This is a genomic window from Arsenicitalea aurantiaca (genome assembly GCF_003994485.1).
Classification (GTDB): Bacteria; Pseudomonadota; Alphaproteobacteria; order Rhizobiales; family Devosiaceae; genus Arsenicitalea; species Arsenicitalea aurantiaca.
In genome coordinates this window covers 86,719-100,970 of record NZ_RZNJ01000006.1, presented here as the reverse complement: position 1 = coordinate 100,970, position 14,252 = coordinate 86,719, and the positions used below count along the sequence as shown (strand labels likewise).

General features: G+C 69.2%; 12 protein-coding genes. 7 read left to right on the top strand and 5 right to left on the bottom strand.

Annotated features, from left to right (window positions below; all coding sequences use genetic code 11):
- Positions 1-16: 16 nt before the first annotated feature.
- The 5 genes from glcF to EMQ25_RS15735 all read right to left on the bottom strand — a co-directional run bounded on the left by glcF (position 17) and on the right by EMQ25_RS15735 (position 5,341).
- Positions 17-1,357 (bottom strand): glycolate oxidase subunit GlcF, encoded by a 1,341-nt coding sequence (gene glcF, locus EMQ25_RS15755; RefSeq protein WP_127189567.1) that lies wholly within the window; start codon positions 1,355-1,357, stop codon positions 17-19.
- The gene (locus tag EMQ25_RS15750) at positions 1,358-2,539 is read right to left on the bottom strand and encodes an FAD-binding protein (protein ID WP_127189566.1); all 1,182 of its coding nucleotides are present in this window, start codon (positions 2,537-2,539) and stop codon (positions 1,358-1,360) included.
- Positions 2,536-3,975: an FAD-linked oxidase C-terminal domain-containing protein gene (locus tag EMQ25_RS15745; RefSeq protein ID WP_127189565.1), complete on the bottom strand. Its 1,440-nt coding sequence runs from the start codon at positions 3,973-3,975 to the stop codon at positions 2,536-2,538. Before EMQ25_RS15745 ends, EMQ25_RS15750 begins: the two co-directional genes overlap by 4 nt.
- 86 nt (positions 3,976-4,061) lie before the next feature.
- Positions 4,062-4,808 carry an anti-sigma factor gene (locus tag EMQ25_RS15740; RefSeq protein ID WP_127189564.1) on the bottom strand — a complete coding sequence of 249 codons (747 nt, stop codon included), beginning with the start codon at positions 4,806-4,808 and terminating at the stop codon, positions 4,062-4,064.
- Positions 4,805-5,341 (bottom strand): RNA polymerase sigma factor, encoded by a 537-nt coding sequence (locus tag EMQ25_RS15735; RefSeq protein WP_127189563.1) that lies wholly within the window; start codon positions 5,339-5,341, stop codon positions 4,805-4,807. The genes EMQ25_RS15740 and EMQ25_RS15735 overlap by 4 nt, the downstream gene beginning before the upstream one ends.
- Positions 5,342-5,492: 151 nt before the next feature.
- Between EMQ25_RS15735 and EMQ25_RS15730 the strand changes: the two genes are divergently transcribed.
- The 7 genes from EMQ25_RS15730 to EMQ25_RS15700 all read left to right on the top strand — a co-directional run bounded on the left by EMQ25_RS15730 (position 5,493) and on the right by EMQ25_RS15700 (position 14,252).
- Positions 5,493-6,761 carry a S8 family serine peptidase gene (locus tag EMQ25_RS15730; protein WP_127189562.1) on the top strand — a complete coding sequence of 423 codons (1,269 nt, stop codon included), beginning with the start codon at positions 5,493-5,495 and terminating at the stop codon, positions 6,759-6,761.
- A gap of 100 nt (positions 6,762-6,861) precedes the next feature.
- Positions 6,862-7,191, top strand: a complete 330-nt coding sequence (locus EMQ25_RS15725; RefSeq protein WP_127189561.1) for a hypothetical protein — start codon at positions 6,862-6,864, stop codon at positions 7,189-7,191.
- Positions 7,192-7,199: 8 nt separating this feature from the next.
- Positions 7,200-8,459, top strand: a complete 1,260-nt coding sequence (locus EMQ25_RS15720; protein WP_127189560.1) for a PqqD family protein — start codon at positions 7,200-7,202, stop codon at positions 8,457-8,459.
- 107 nt (positions 8,460-8,566) lie between these two features.
- Complete coding sequence (locus EMQ25_RS15715) at positions 8,567-9,175, top strand: biliverdin-producing heme oxygenase (RefSeq protein WP_127189559.1); 609 nt, start codon at positions 8,567-8,569, stop codon at positions 9,173-9,175.
- Entirely contained in the window at positions 9,172-11,400 is a 2,229-nt protein-coding gene (locus tag EMQ25_RS15710) for an ATP-binding protein (protein ID WP_127189558.1), read from the top strand. The genes EMQ25_RS15715 and EMQ25_RS15710 overlap by 4 nt, the downstream gene beginning before the upstream one ends.
- A complete protein-coding gene (locus EMQ25_RS15705) occupies positions 11,393-11,845 on the top strand; it encodes a response regulator (RefSeq protein WP_127189557.1) in 453 nt (150 codons plus the stop codon). Before EMQ25_RS15710 ends, EMQ25_RS15705 begins: the two co-directional genes overlap by 8 nt.
- Complete coding sequence (locus EMQ25_RS15700) at positions 11,835-14,252, top strand: response regulator (protein ID WP_127189556.1); 2,418 nt, start codon at positions 11,835-11,837, stop codon at positions 14,250-14,252. The genes EMQ25_RS15705 and EMQ25_RS15700 overlap by 11 nt, the downstream gene beginning before the upstream one ends.

The window sequence follows — 14,252 nt, the reverse complement described above, 5'->3', positions numbered from 1 at the left end:
TGCGGCCTCCTTTGTGCTATTGCGCCGCGACCGGCGCGGTGGCGTCTTTCCCGTCCGACCCGATGCGCCCCTCGAGCTCGGCCGGCATCGGCCCGCCCGTCGCCCAGTCGAGCAGTTCGATGGTGTGGACGATGGGGATGCCGGTCGCGAGCCCGATCTGCGTCATGCACCCGATATTGCCCGTGGCGATGATCTCCGGCCGCACCCGCTCGATATTGGCCACCTTGCGCGCCCGCAACTGGCCGGCGATTTCGGGCTGCAGAATGTTGTAGGTGCCTGCCGATCCGCAGCAGATATGGCCCTCGGGCACGTCCTTGACCACAAACCCCGCCGCCTTCAGCAGCGTCTTGGGCTGGTCCTTGATCTGCTGGCCATGCTGCATCGAGCAGGCCGAGTGATAGGCTACCACCTGCCCGGTCGCGATCGTGGGCGCGATGGCGCGGGTGGCGAGGAATTCGGTGATGTCCATGGCCAGTGCCGACACCCGCGCCGCCTTTTCGGCATAGGCGGGGTCGTTGCGGAACATGAAGCCGTAATCCTTGATCGTCGTCCCGCATCCCGATGCGGTGATGATGATCGCGTCAAGCCCGTCCGCCTCGATCACCCTGGTCCAGGCATCGATATTGGCGCGGGCGAAGCGGTGGCTCCCCGCCTCGTCGCCCATATGGTGGACGAGCGCCCCGCAACAGCCCTCGCCGGGCGCCGCCACCACCTCGACCCCGAGCCGCGCCAGCAGCCGATCGGTCGCCGCGTTGATCGCTGGCTTCAAAACCGTCTGCGCGCAGCCCCCGAGCATCACGATCCGCGCGCTCGGGGGCGTCGCCATGGCGGGCGCGGACGTGCGAATGGCCTTGGGCAGGCGCGCGGGCACGAGCCCCAGCATCGCATCGAGCCGCATCCCGCCGGGCAGCGCGCGCAGAAGGCCGCGGAAGGGCTGCGCCAGTTTTCCTGCGACCAGCGCGGCCCGGAACCGCGCGGGGTACGGCAGCACCAAGCCCAGGAGCCGCCGTACCATCCGGTCGGCCAGCGGGCGCCGATAGGTCTTTTCGATATGGGCCCGCGCATGATCGACCAGATGCATGTAGTGCACGCCCGAGGGGCAGGTGGTCATGCAGGAAAGACAGGAAAGGCAGCGGTCGACATGGGTCACCACCGCCTTGCTCGCCGGCTTGTCGTTCTCGAGCATGTCCTTGATGAGGTAGATCCGCCCGCGCGGGCTGTCGAGCTCGTCGCCGCCCAAGACGTAAGTGGGGCAGGTTGCCGTGCAGAACCCGCAATGGACGCACGTCCTCAAGATCTTCTCTGAGGACGCGATCTGGCTGTCGGCGAGCCGCTCGGGCGCGAAACTGGTCTGCATTCAGAGCCCCTCGTACATTCGCCCGGGATTGATCGCGTGGCCCGGATCGATGCTCGCCTTGATCCCGGCCGTCAGGGCCATCACGCCCGCCGAGAGCGGCTGGAACACCGGGCCCGCCCGCCGCCGTGCGTCGGGCGCACGCACCAGCATCGCATGCCCGCCGGCCCTTGCTGCCGCAGCAAAGATCGCCCCGTCATCGAGAGCGCCTGCCGCCCGTGAAAGCCAGACGAGCCCGCCGCCCCAATCGTAGAAATGGCGCACGATCCCCGCCTCCGAAAGCCCCGCGACGAACCCTGCGGCCTTCGCCGGCGCGACCGAGACGCGCCAGACTTCGCCCGTGCCGTCCCCGGCGAGTGGCGCGCAGTCGCGCACCCGCGCCCAGAGCGCGCCTTCGGCTTCCCCCTCGAGCGCCTCGGCTGCGCCATGGGCGGCGAGCCGCGCCACGAGCTGGTCCCGCCGATAGGCGAGGGAGGCCGGGAACCCTTCGATGCGGATCAGCGTGCGGCCCGAAAAATCGGCCTCCGCCGGCAGGTGCGCGGCCGCCGAAACCTCATAGGGCGAGCCGAGCGCGAGGCTCATCAGCCCCACCGCATCGGCATCCCCGAGCCCGCGAAAGACGAGCGTCAGCGAGGCGTCGGGACGCGGCAGCAGCTTGAAGATCACCTCGGTCAAGACCCCGAGCGTGCCATGCGCGCCCGCCGAGAGCTTGACGAGGTCGAGCCCGGTGACGTTCTTCATCACCCGCCCGCCCGATTTCACCACCTCGCCCCGCCCGTTGACGAAGCGCACGCCGATCAGGTGGTCGCGCGCCGCCCCCACGCTGATCCGGCGCGGGCCCGAAACATTGGCCGCCGCCACCGCCCCGATCGTCGGCTCGCCCGTTTGCCCATAGAGCGTGCGATGATCCATCGGCTCGAAGGGCAGCATCTGCCCCTTCTCGGCGAGCGCCGCCTCGATCGTCGAAACGGGCGTGCCCGCCCGCGCCCCGATCACGAGTTCGGAGGGTTCGTAGAGCGTGATGCCGCTCATCTGCGCGCTCGAAAGCCGGTGCGTGGCCTCGACCGGCCGCCCGAGCCCCGCCCGCGTGCCCCCGCCCACGATCTCGAGCGTCTCGCCGCGCCCCGCGATGTCGCCCACGAGCCCGGCGCATTCGGCTTCGTCCTTGGGAAAAAGCACGCTCATCGGCCCTGCCACCGCCCCTCGAGCGGAAACACCTTGGCCGGATTGAGCAGCCATGCCGGGTCGAACACCGCCCGCACCCGCATCTGCTGCTCGAGGTCGACCGGGGCGAACTGATGGGTCATCAGCTCGCGCTTCTCGATCCCCACCCCGTGCTCGCCGGTGAGGCATCCCCCGACATCCACGCAGAGCTTGAGGATGTCGTTGCCCGCCGCCTCGGCGCGCGCCTGCTCGTCCGGATCGTTGATGTTGTAGAGGATGAGCGGATGGAGGTTGCCGTCCCCGGCATGAAAGACGTTGGCGACCCTGAGCCCGTAGCCCGTCGCGATCTCCTCCATCGCCCGCAGCACTTCGGGCAGCCGCCCGGTCGGGATCGTGCCGTCCATGCAGATGTAGTCGGCCACCCGCCCCGTCGCGCCGAAGGCCGATTTCCTGCCCTTCCAGATCGCGGCCGTCTCCATTGCCGAACGCGATTCCCGGATCGTCGTCACCCCATGCGCCTGCGCGATGGCGATGATGCGCTTGAGCGTTGCGTCCATCTCGGCGTCCGAGCCCTCGACCTCGATGATCAGCATCGCCTCGACGTCGAGCGGATAGCCCGCCTTGGCATAGGCCTCGCAGATCGCGATCGCGGGGCGGTCCATGAATTCCATCGCGACGGGGATGATCCCCGCCCCGATGATCGCGGCCACCGCCGCGCCCGCCGCCTCGCTGGTCGGAAATCCGAACAGCACCGGCCGGGCCCCTTCGGCCGCATGCAGGATGCGCAGCGTCGCCTCGGTGACGATGCCGAGCTGGCCTTCCGAGCCGATGACGAGCCCCAGAAGGTCGAGCCCCGGCGCATCGAGCGCGTCGCCGCCCAGCTCCACCACGGTGCCGTCGATCAGCACCATCTTCACCCCGAGGATGTTGTTGGTGGTCACCCCGTATTTGAGGCAGTGCGCGCCGCCCGAATTCATCGCGATGTTGCCCGCAATGGTGCAGGCGAGCTGCGATGAGGGGTCGGGCGCGTAGAAAAAGCCGTCCGCCGCCACCGCGCCCGTGACCGCCAGATTGGTTATCCCCGCTTCGACCCGCATCGTGCGGCTCGCATAATCGATATCGAGGATGCGGTTCATCTTGGAGACGCCGACCACCACCGCGTCCTCCTGCGGAATGGCGCCGCCCGCCAGCGAGGTGCCCGCGCCGCGCGCCACAACCTTCACGCCCTCGGCGTTGAGAAAGCCGAGCACCGCGCTCACCTCCTCGGTCGTGCGCGGCAGCACCACCGCCATGGGCAGACGCCGATATGCGGTCAGCGCATCGGTCTCGAAGGGCCGTCGCCCGTCCGCTTCGGTGATGAGGCATTCGGGCGCCACGAGGCGCGCGAGCCCGGCCACGATCGCGTCGCGCCGGGCGAGGATCTCCGGGTCGGGTGCCGGAAAGGCGATTTCGGCCATGGCGGGCTCTCCCTGCGCCATCTCCCATGGCGCGGCCGAACTTGTAGCGCCCGCCGTCGCGAAGGCCAACCCCAATCGGGGTCGGCCTACCAGCCCGCCGCGATCCGCGCCGCCTCCTCATTGGCGCTGAGCGCACTGCCCGCTTCGATGGAATCGAGATAGGCATCGACCGCGCCGAGCGCTGCCGCGCTCGCGGTCTGGTAGCTCTGCCCGTTCCCCTGTCGCACCGCCAGCGGCACCCGCCACTGTCCCTCCACATGGCAGGCCAGCGCCCGCAGCCCCGCACCCGCCTGCGCGTTCGCCTCATAGATCCGGCAGATGCCGCCCGCGACGGGATAGCTCCCGATCGGGGTCGCCGAAACCTGCGCCACCCGCACCGTCTCGCCCGATCGCGCCAGCGCCAGCCTGTCGAGCAGTTCGGGGCTCGTTGCGCGCGCAAGGAAGGGCGTTTCCTCGCTCCTGAGCAGGCCCGAGGCGAGATAGCCCCCGAGCCCCGCAACGAGCACCAGCGAAGCCGCGACCGCAAGCCCGTCCCGGCTCCAGAAGGCGCCGAGCCTCTGCCCGAAACCCTTGCGGGTGTCCGCAGCGCGCCGCGCGCTCGCGATCGGGGTCGCCCCCAGCGCCGCATGCACCAGCCAGTCGGGCGCCGGCTCGCTCCGCACCGCGCCGAACGCGCCGGCCACCGCCGCGCGCGAGCGCTCGAACCGGGCAATGCGCGTCCCGATCCCGCTGTCCCGTCCCGAAAGCGCGGCGATCCGCTCGGCCTCTTCGGGCTCGAGCTCGCCATCCACGAAGGCCATCAGCATCTCGTCGGTCACATCCTCTGGGTTCATCGTCCCGTCCTTTCCGCCCGATCGTCTCCGGCCGTCTCGCTCTGTCCGCCCTCGAGCCCTTCGGCCACCGCGAGGCGCGCCCGCGCCAGCCGGCTCATCACCGTGCCGATCGGAATGTCGAGGATCTCCGCCACCTCGCGATAGCGCAGCCCCTCCATGCAGACGAGCACCAGCACCGAGCGCTGTTCCTCGGGCAGCGCGGCGATCAGCGCCTCGGTCTGTCCGAGCGCGATACGGGCCTCGCTGACCCGCCGCCCGTCCTCCCCGGCGAGGGTTTCCGCCACCGCCTCGTCCTCGATCGAAACCGACGGGCGTCGCGCGCGCCGCCCGTCGATGAAGAGGTTGCGCATGATCCGATAGAGCCAGCTGTCGAGCCGCGTCCCCGGCGTGAAGCTCGCACTGTTTCTGAGCGCCCGCTCGCAGGTCTGCTGCACGAGGTCGTCCGCATCGGCGCGATTACCCGCGAGCGCATGGGCAAACCCCCTGAGCCGCGGCAGGAGCGCAACGATGCCGTAGCGGATGTCTTCGGCCAAAGCCTTCCTCCGACTGCCTTTGCCTCTGAAAACGGCGTCGCCGCCGCTTTATTCCCGGAACATCCGGAATAATTGCGCCGCCCCGCCGTTCTGGGCAAGACTGGTCCGCATGGCGCGGCCGGGCAAGACCGGTGCGAACGGAGGGCGGGCAATGGCGCAGGATGGCAGGGACGGGATGGGAGACGGCCCCGCCGATCCGGCGCGCCGGCGGCTCCTGGGCCGGCTCGGTCTTGCCGCCGCCATTGCCTATGTCGCCCCGGTCGTCCTGCCCCTGAGCGGCGCCCGCGCCTCCGATGGGAGCTTTTCGGCTCCATCCTTCTCGGCCCCCTCCTTTTCCGCGCCATCCCGCCCGGCCCGGCGCGAGGAGCTCGTCGTCGCGCTCCGCAATAGCGCTGATCTCGACCGGCTGGGCGCGGCGGGCTTCGAAATCGTCGCAAGCCAGCGGCTCGGGCTCATCGAGGCGCATCTGGCGCGGATCCGCCTCGCCCCCGGGCGCTCCGTCGACAGCGCCCGGGCCGAAATCGCCTCCCTCCTGCCCGATGCTCTGGTTGCGCCCAACGGGCTCTACCGGCCCAATGAGCTCCCCTGCACCGATGAAGGCTGCGCGGCCTTCGACATGGTGGGCTGGCGGCCGTCCCCCGATTGCACCATCCGCGCCCGCATCGGCATGATCGATGGCCCGATCAACCCCGATCACGAGGCGCTTGCGGGGCGGGCGCTCGAAATCGTCGCGCTCGACCAGGCGGGGCTCGACCCGGCCGGCCGCACCCACGGTACCGCCATTGCGGCCCTCCTCGTGGGGGATGCCGCAAGCCGCACGCCGGGCCTCCTGCCCGAGGCCGAGCTCGTCGCCATCGAGGCCTTCCACACGAGCGCCGGCGAAGAGATGGCTGACGCCTTCTCGCTCCTGCGCGCGCTCGACCGGCTTGCCGAAGCCGGCGTCGGCGTCGTCAACATGAGCCTTGCTGGCCCCGACAACGCTCTGCTCGCCGATGCGGTGAGGGCGCTTGCGGCGCGCGGGGTGAGCCTCGTTGCTGCCGCTGGCAATGCCGGTCCCGCCGCCCCGCCGCTCTATCCTGCGGCCTATCCCGAGGTCCTCGCGGTCACCGCCATCGACGCGGCCGAACGTGTCTATCGCCAGGCAAGCGCCGGCCCGCACATCGCCTTTGCCGCCCCCGGCGTCCAGCTCTGGACCGCCGCATCGGTCTCGGGCGGCCGCTTCCGCTCGGGCACCTCCTATGCCGCGCCCTTCGTCACTGCGGCGGTCGCCGCCCTTATCGCCGCCGAGCCGGGCCTCACCCCCGAGGCGCGCCGCGAGCGGCTCGTCGCGCGCGTCCGCGATCTGGGCGAACCCGGCCGCGACCCGGTCTTCGGCTTCGGGCTCGTCGGCGCCGAGCCTTTTTGTGCTCTCGAGCAGTAAAAAACGCTGCCTCGTGGAATAAACCGCTTTCCCTTCCGTTCTCGTCGCATCGGTCCAGGAACTGGCTGGGCCTCGTCACAGTCGAACAGGGAATATGGACATGACCGACGGGATCAACGACAACGGTAACGGAAACAGGATCGGGCGCCGCCAGATGCTTGCACGATTGGGCCTTGCGGCAGGTGCGGCCTATATGGCCCCCGTCATGCTTTCGCTGAGCCAGGCCCGCGCCTCGGGCGGCAGCTACAGCGCGCCGAGCGCGGCAAGTTTCAGTGCCCCGAGCCGCGGCAGTTCGGCCCGTTCGGGCGGCTCCCGCAGGGGCGGCAGCTTCAGCGCCCCCAGCGCCGCCTCGCGCCCCGGCCGCCGCCCCATGATGACCGATGCCGAGTGGCGCCGTCACATGCGCCGCATCTTCGGCGGCAGCCGCTGAGGTCGAGAATGAGCGTCATGCGGGCAGGGCAGATCATGGACGCGTCCCGGTCCGGGGCGAGGGGCGAAGTCTCTGCCCTCCGCTTTGCCGGAACCGACCGGACGGTCGTCTTTGAGAATGCCGAGCCCGTGGCCGGAGCGCTGTCCCGCGTTCTGAAGCTCTGGCCCGCAGCCCCCGCCGCCCCCCGCGGCGGGGGCGATGACATCGCGATCACCGGCACAGGGCGCGCGTTTTCCTGCACCGCCCCCACCCTCGACACCCCCTATGACGGGCTCACCTCCGTCTCGGCCGCCTGCTGCGCCATCGTCGATATCGCCCGCGCCTTCCTCGAAAAGCATACCGACATGCTTTGCCTCCACTGCGCGGCCTTCGAGATCGGCGGGCGCCTGGTCGTCATCGCCGGACATGCCCGGGCCGGCAAGAGCACGCTCGCCGCCCGCCTCGCCGCCGAGCCCGTGGCGCTCTATTGCGACGACATGCTCCCCATCCACCCTGCGAGCGGACAGGGGATGGCGCTCGGCGTCCCGCCGCGCCTCCGCCTGCCGCTGCCCGCTTCTGCGAGCCGTCCCTTCCGCGATTTCCTCGCCCATCATGCCGGGCCCGCCGATACGCGCTACGCCTATCTCGATGCGCCGCGCCTCGTCCCCCATGGCCGCACCGCGCCCATCGGCGCCATCATCCTTCTCGACCGGCGCGTCGACGGGCCGGCAGGCTTTGCCGCCGCGAGCCGCAGCGAAACGCTCCAGCACCTGCTCCTGCGCAATCTCTCGCACGAGCGCCCCGCCGCCGAGCTCGCCGCCGCGATGGAAACCCTGATGACCCGCACGCTCAATCTGCGGCTCTTCTATTCCGACCTCGACGAAGTCGCCGCTCTTCTCTGCGATGCCTTCCGCGTCTGGCCCAGGGATGCCGAAAGCCTCGTTTCGGGCGCCATCCCCGGATCGCCCCTGCCGCTCGAGGAGAACGACCTCGTCGAGCGCATCCGCCCCGGGCTCGACGCCCAGCGCGCCTATCGCCGCGCGCTCGGCATCGGGGTCCGCGCCATCGATGGCGAACTCTTCCTCATCGATGACACGCAGCAGGCGGTGCTCCACCTCAACCAGCTCGCCACCGGCGTCTGGAACCTCCTCGAGGACCCCGTCTCGATCGCCGAGGCGACCGATATCCTCGCCTGCGCCTTTCCCGCCATGCCCCGCCAGATCATCGGCGGCGATGTCGAGGCGCTCTTTGCCGACCTCTGCGCGCACCGGCTCATCGCGCCCGTCTGATCTGGCCCTCTCCCGCTCGGTTGGCGCGCCCGCGCCGCTATGCTAGAACCTGAACGGAGATCGGCGCTGCGCGTCCGCGATCTTGAGTGAAACGCGGCCGGATACCCATGCTCGCATCCCTGCACAGGCCCACCCTCGGCGAGCGGCTGAAGGCCGGCACCGCCACCGCCCACCATCGGCTCGAGGCCGGCATGGATATCGATGCCATGGCGGCCGATATGCCCCGCCTGCGCGGCCTGCTCGAGCGCTTCCATGGCATCCACGCCGTGCTCGAACCGCTCTTTGCGCTCCGCTTGCCCGAGGGACTGATGGCGGGGCGCGGACGGCTTGGGGCGCTGCGGGCCGACCTCGTCGCCCTGGGGCATGACGGGGCCTCGCTCGACGCCCTGCCGCGCGCCGATGCCGCCGCGGCGATCGCCGACACCGCCCCCGGCGCGCTCGGGGCCTGCTACGTCCTCGAGGGCTCGACCCTCGGGGGGCGCGTCATCGGGCGTGCGCTCGCCCGCTCGGGCGATCCGCGCCTCGCCCGCATCGCCTATTTCGATCCCTACGGCGCCCACGCCGGATCGATGTGGAACGCATTTCGCCGCGACCTCGAGGCCGGGGCGGATCCAGAAACCGATGAGGAGGTGATCCATGCCGCAAACGAGACCTTCACCCTGCTCCAGAGCTGGCTCGCCCCTGCGCTCGCCCCCCTGCCGGACCCGCATCCATGACTGAGCCCACGACCGACACCCCCATCGATCCGGTTGCGCTCGATCTCGACGCCTGCGCGCGCGAGCCGATCCGCATTCCGGGCGGCATCCAGCCCCATGGCGTGCTCCTCGTGCTCGCCCCCGAGAGCCTCGAGATCCTCCAGGCCAGCACCAACGCGGCGAGCCAGCTCGGCGCGGGCATCCTCGCGGGCGCCAGCGCCGCTGACCTGCTCGGGCCCGGTCTCGTCGGCTGGGTCAGGTCGGGCGAGGCGACGCTCCTGCGCTCGCTCACCCTTGGTGGGGTCGAATATCAGGTCGTCGGCCACCGCACCGATCAGGGCACCATCCTCGAATTCGAGCCCACCCCGCCCGAGGCCGGCGAGACGCTCGACACTCTTTACCCGCGGCTGCAGCTTCTCGCCGACAGCGTCGTGGGGGTGGAAAACCTCCATGCCCTCGCCGCGCTCGCCGTCGAGGAGGTCCGCGCGATCACCGGGTTCAACCGCGTCCTCTGCTACAGCTTCGACAAGGACTGGCACGGCACCGTCATCGCCGAATCCGGCGACGGGGTGTTGCCCTCATATCTCGGGCTTCGCTTCCCCGCGAGCGACATCCCGGCCCAGGCGCGCGAACTTTACCGGCTCAATCCCCTCCGCCTCATCCCAGATGCCGCCTACCAGCCCGTGCCTGTCGCGCCCGCCGAAAGTCCTCTCGACGGCAGGCCGCTCGACATGAGCTTTGCGGGGCTGCGCAGCGTCTCGCCGGTGCATCTCGAATACATGCGCAACATGGGCACGCTCGCCTCCATGTCGATTTCGATCCTCGTCGAGGACCAGCTCTGGGGGCTGATTTCCTGCCACCACGCGACGCCCCGCCGCGTCTCGCCACAGGCCCGTTCGGCGTGCAATTTCGCCACCAAGATCCTGGCGCTCCAGATCGGTTCGCTCGAGCGCGGGGCCCATGCGGCCGCCCGCATCCGCCTCAAGCAGCGCGAGACCGAGCTCGTCGCCCGGCTCTCCCGCGCGAAGAGCCTCCAGAGCGGGCTTGCCGAGCATGCCGGGCTCTGGATGGATCTTGCCGGCGCCGACGGCGCCGCCATCCTCGTCGATGGGGCCGTCCGGCAGGTCGGCAATACCCCCACCGATGACCAGATCCGCATGATCGCCGAGCATCTTCACGAGAACGTGCCCCAGGACGTCTTCGTCACCGACGAGCTGTCGCGGAACCTGCCCGCCGCGCGCACGTTTGGCGATGTGGCGAGCGGGCTGGTCGCCGCCTCGATCTCGCAGCTTCACGCCAGCTATGTGATGTGGTTCCGTCCGGAGGTCGTGCGCACGGTGAGTTGGGGAGGTGATCCGAACAAGCCGGCGACCGGCACGGCCGAGCGGCTCCATCCGCGTACGTCGTTCGACCAGTGGAAGGAGCAGGTACGCCTGCGCGCCGAGCCATGGAGCCGGGCCGAGGTCGAAAGCGTTGAGGATTTCCGCAACGCGCTCGTCAATTTCGTGCTTCTGCGCGCCGAGGAGCGCGCGCAGCTGACCGAGGAACTCGAACGCTCCAACAAGGAGCTCGAGGCCTTCTCCTATTCGGTGTCGCACGATCTGCGCGCGCCCTTCCGTCACATCGTGGGCTATGCCGAACTGCTGCGCGATCGCGAGAGCGCGCTCGACGACAAGTCGCGCCACTATCTTACGTCCATCGTCGATTCCGCGCTCGCCGCGGGCGATCTCGTCGATGACCTTCTGAGCTTCTCCCAGCTCGGGCGTGCCCATCTGGCAAAGACGCGGGTGGACATGAACAAGCTCGTCGAGGAGGTCCGGCGTTCCGTCGCCGGCGAGCATGTCGATCGCAACGTCACCTGGGAGGTCGATCGACTGCCCCCGGGCTGGGGCGATGCTGCGCTCCTGCGCCAGGCGCTCACCAACCTCATCTCCAATGCACTCAAATATTCCCGCGGCCGCGATCCGGCGATCATCACCATTTCGGGTGAAGCACGCCCCGGCAGCACCGTCTACCGCGTCCGCGACAATGGCGTCGGCTTCGACATGGCCTATGTCGACAAGCTCTTCGGGGTCTTCCAGCGCCTGCATCGGGTGGAGGATTTCGAGGGCACCGGAATTGGGCTTGCATTGACCAAGCGCGTGATCGATAGGCATGGCGGCTGGATCAAGGCAGAAGGCAAACTCGACCATGGCGCCACTTTCACCTTCGGGCTCCCAAAACACGAGGAACAGGCTGATGGCTGATCTGCGTCCCATCCTTCTGGTCGAGGACAATCCGCGCGATCTCGAACTGACCCTCGCCGCGCTCGCCAAGTGCCAGCTCGCCAATGACATCGTCGTGGCGCGCGACGGGGCCGAAGCGCTCGACTATCTTTATGCACGCAACGGCTTTGCCGGGCGCGATCCGGGCAATCCGGCCGTGGTCCTGCTCGATCTGAAGCTCCCCAAGGTCGATGGCCTGCAGGTGCTCGAGACGGTCAAGCAGGATCCGATGCAAAAGCACATCCCGGTGGTCATGCTGACCTCTTCGCGCGAAGAGCGCGACGTGCTCCGCAGCTACGAAGTCGGCGTCAACGCCTTCGTGGTGAAGCCGGTCGATTTCAACGCCTTCTTCGAGGCCATCCAGGATCTGGGCATGTTCTGGGCCGTCCTCAACGAACCACCTCCGAGGGGTGCGAATGGCCTCTAGTTCGCCTGCCGGCGCGGCTGCCCGCCCGCCACTGCGTATCCTGCTGCTGGAAGACAGCGATATCGATGCCGAGCTGCTCGAAAGCCATCTGGCTGCCGGCGAGCTCGTTTTCGACATGCTGCGCGCGACGAGCCGCGAGAGCTTCGTTGCGGGGCTCGATGCCAGCCCGGATCTGATCCTTGCCGATTATTCGCTGCCGGGGTTCGATGGGCTCGCGGCCCTCGCCCTTGCGCGCGAAGCCCTGCCCGACGTGCCCTTTCTCTTCGTCTCTGGGGTCGTGGGCGAGGAGTTCGCAACCAACGCCCTCCAGCACGGCGCGGTCGACTACATCACCAAGCGCAATCTGCGCCGCCTGCCTGCCGCGGTGCGCCGGGCCATCGCCGAGGCGCGCGAGCGCTCCGATCGCCGCAAGGCCGAAGGCGCCCTTCGCGCGAGCGAAATCTCGACCCGCCTGGCGGTTGCCGCCGCCGGGCTCGGCAGCTGGGATTTCGACATCGTCTCCAACAGCTTCGTGTGGGACGCGGTCTGCGAGGATCTGTTTGGCTTCACCGATGGCCCGCCACGGGAACTCGGCCAGTTTCTTGCCGTCATCCACCCCGACGATCGCACCGGTCTCGCCGCGGCGATCGCCGATATCGACAAGCCCACCGGCAATACCGAGCTCAACCGCCAGTTCCGCGTCCTGCGCCCCGGCCGCGAATTGCGCTGGGTAGAGGCGCGCGGCCAGAGTCTTTTCGAGAATGGCGCCTGCGTCCGCTTCGTCGGCGTCCTCCGGGACATCACCGAGCAGAAGCGTCAGGAAGAGGCGATGCTCGAGCGCACCGCCTCGCTCGAGCAGAGCGTCGAGCTGCGTACCCAGGAGCGCGACCAGATCTGGCAGCATAGCCATGATTTGCTTGCCGTGGCCGATCTCGATGGCTGGCTGCGCTCGGTCAATCCGGCCTGGACGGCCATTCTCGGCCATTCCGAAGAGACCCTGCTGTCGGCGCCCCTGACGCAGTTCGTCCACCCCGATGATCTCGCCGGCATCCGCGCGGTCCGCGACGCCATGCGCGATACCGGGCGCACCACGCGCTTTGAAAACCGCATGCTGCGCGCCGATGGTTCGGATGCCTGGTTCTCCTGGACGGCCGTGCCCTCGGGCCAGATGATCTACGCCATCGGCCGCGACATCTCCGAGCAGCGCGTTAAGGCCGAGGAGCTTGCCGAGGCCAACCGGCTCCTGCGCGAGCAGATCCAAGAGCGCGAGCGCGCCGAAAACGCCCTGCGCCAGATGCAGCGGCTCGAGGCGGTCGGTCAGTTGACCTCGGGGGTCGCCCACGACTTCAATAATCTGCTGACCGTGATCCTGGGCAATCTCAACTTCATCGATCGCGCCTTCGAGGGCGACGATGTCGATCCCAAGCTCAAGCGGCGCCTTTCGCACATGCGCATCGCCGCCGATCGCGGCGCGGCGCTAACAGCCCAGCTCCTCGCCTTCTCGCGCCGCCAGCGCCTCGAGCCGCGCCCGGTCGATCTCAACGAAACCGTCGCGTCCATGCGCGAGCTCCTGCAGACCACCATGGGCGGCAGCGTCGAGATCGAGACCCACCCCGATGACGCGCTCTGGCATGCGCTCGTCGATCCCACACAGATCGAGATGATCATCCTCAACCTCGCCATCAATGCGCGCGATGCCATGGGGGTCGGGGGGCGCCTCGCCATCACCACGGCCAATGTCGCGCTCGGTCCGGACGAGGCAGGCGATGACCTGCCCGAGGGCCAGTATGTGCGCCTCACCGTCGCCGATACCGGCACCGGCATGAGCGAGGACGTGCTCGCCAAGGCGCTCGAACCCTTCTTCACCACCAAGGATGTCGGCAAGGGCTCTGGGCTCGGGCTTGCCCAGGTCTACGGCTTTGCCCGCCAGTCCGGCGGTGGGGTCAAGATCGACACGGTCCTGGGCGAGGGAACCTCGGTCCACGTCTTCCTGCCCCGCGCCGAAGCGCCCGAGGCCATGGCGTCCGCCGCAGTCCAGCCCGAAGCGGTCCCCGAGCGCGGCGACAGCACCATACTCCTCGTCGACGACGACAATGCTGTCCGCGAGGTCACCGCTTCGCTCCTTCGGGAGCAGGGCTATCGCGTCGTCGAGGCCGCGAGCGGCAGCGAGGGGCTCGAGAACATTGCGCGCGCCGATGGGGTCGACCTCCTCGTCGTCGATTACGCGATGCCCGGCATGAATGGCGGCGATTTCGTCCGTGCCGCGCGCCGCAGCCGCCCCGACCTGCCTGCCGTGTTCCTCACCGGCTATGGCGATCTGGATGATCTCGAGACCTTTTCGGGCGACCGCGTGATCCAGAAGCCCTTCAAGCCAAACCAGCTCTTTGCCGAGCTCGATACGCTGCTGCCCCGCGCCGGGCGCCGCTGA

Bases quoted from the DNA above. Each gene is read 5' to 3' on its own strand.
- EMQ25_RS15725 (WP_127189561.1), top strand. From the start codon at position 6,862: ATGACCGACGGGATCAACGACAACGGTAACGGAAACAGGATCGGGCGC.
- EMQ25_RS15705 (WP_127189557.1), top strand. From the start codon at position 11,393: ATGGCTGATCTGCGTCCCATCCTTCTGGTCGAGGACAATCCGCGCGAT.
- EMQ25_RS15750 (WP_127189566.1), bottom strand. From the start codon at position 2,539: ATGAGCGTGCTTTTTCCCAAGGACGAAGCCGAATGCGCCGGGCTCGTG.
- EMQ25_RS15715 (WP_127189559.1), top strand. From the start codon at position 8,567: ATGCTCGCATCCCTGCACAGGCCCACCCTCGGCGAGCGGCTGAAGGCC.
- EMQ25_RS15730 (WP_127189562.1), top strand. From the start codon at position 5,493: ATGGCGCAGGATGGCAGGGACGGGATGGGAGACGGCCCCGCCGATCCG.
- EMQ25_RS15740 (WP_127189564.1), bottom strand. From the start codon at position 4,808: ATGAACCCAGAGGATGTGACCGACGAGATGCTGATGGCCTTCGTGGAT.
- EMQ25_RS15710 (WP_127189558.1), top strand. From the start codon at position 9,172: ATGACTGAGCCCACGACCGACACCCCCATCGATCCGGTTGCGCTCGAT.
- EMQ25_RS15700 (WP_127189556.1), top strand. From the start codon at position 11,835: ATGGCCTCTAGTTCGCCTGCCGGCGCGGCTGCCCGCCCGCCACTGCGT.
- EMQ25_RS15745 (WP_127189565.1), bottom strand. From the start codon at position 3,975: ATGGCCGAAATCGCCTTTCCGGCACCCGACCCGGAGATCCTCGCCCGG.
- glcF (WP_127189567.1), bottom strand. From the start codon at position 1,357: ATGCAGACCAGTTTCGCGCCCGAGCGGCTCGCCGACAGCCAGATCGCG.
- EMQ25_RS15720 (WP_127189560.1), top strand. From the start codon at position 7,200: ATGAGCGTCATGCGGGCAGGGCAGATCATGGACGCGTCCCGGTCCGGG.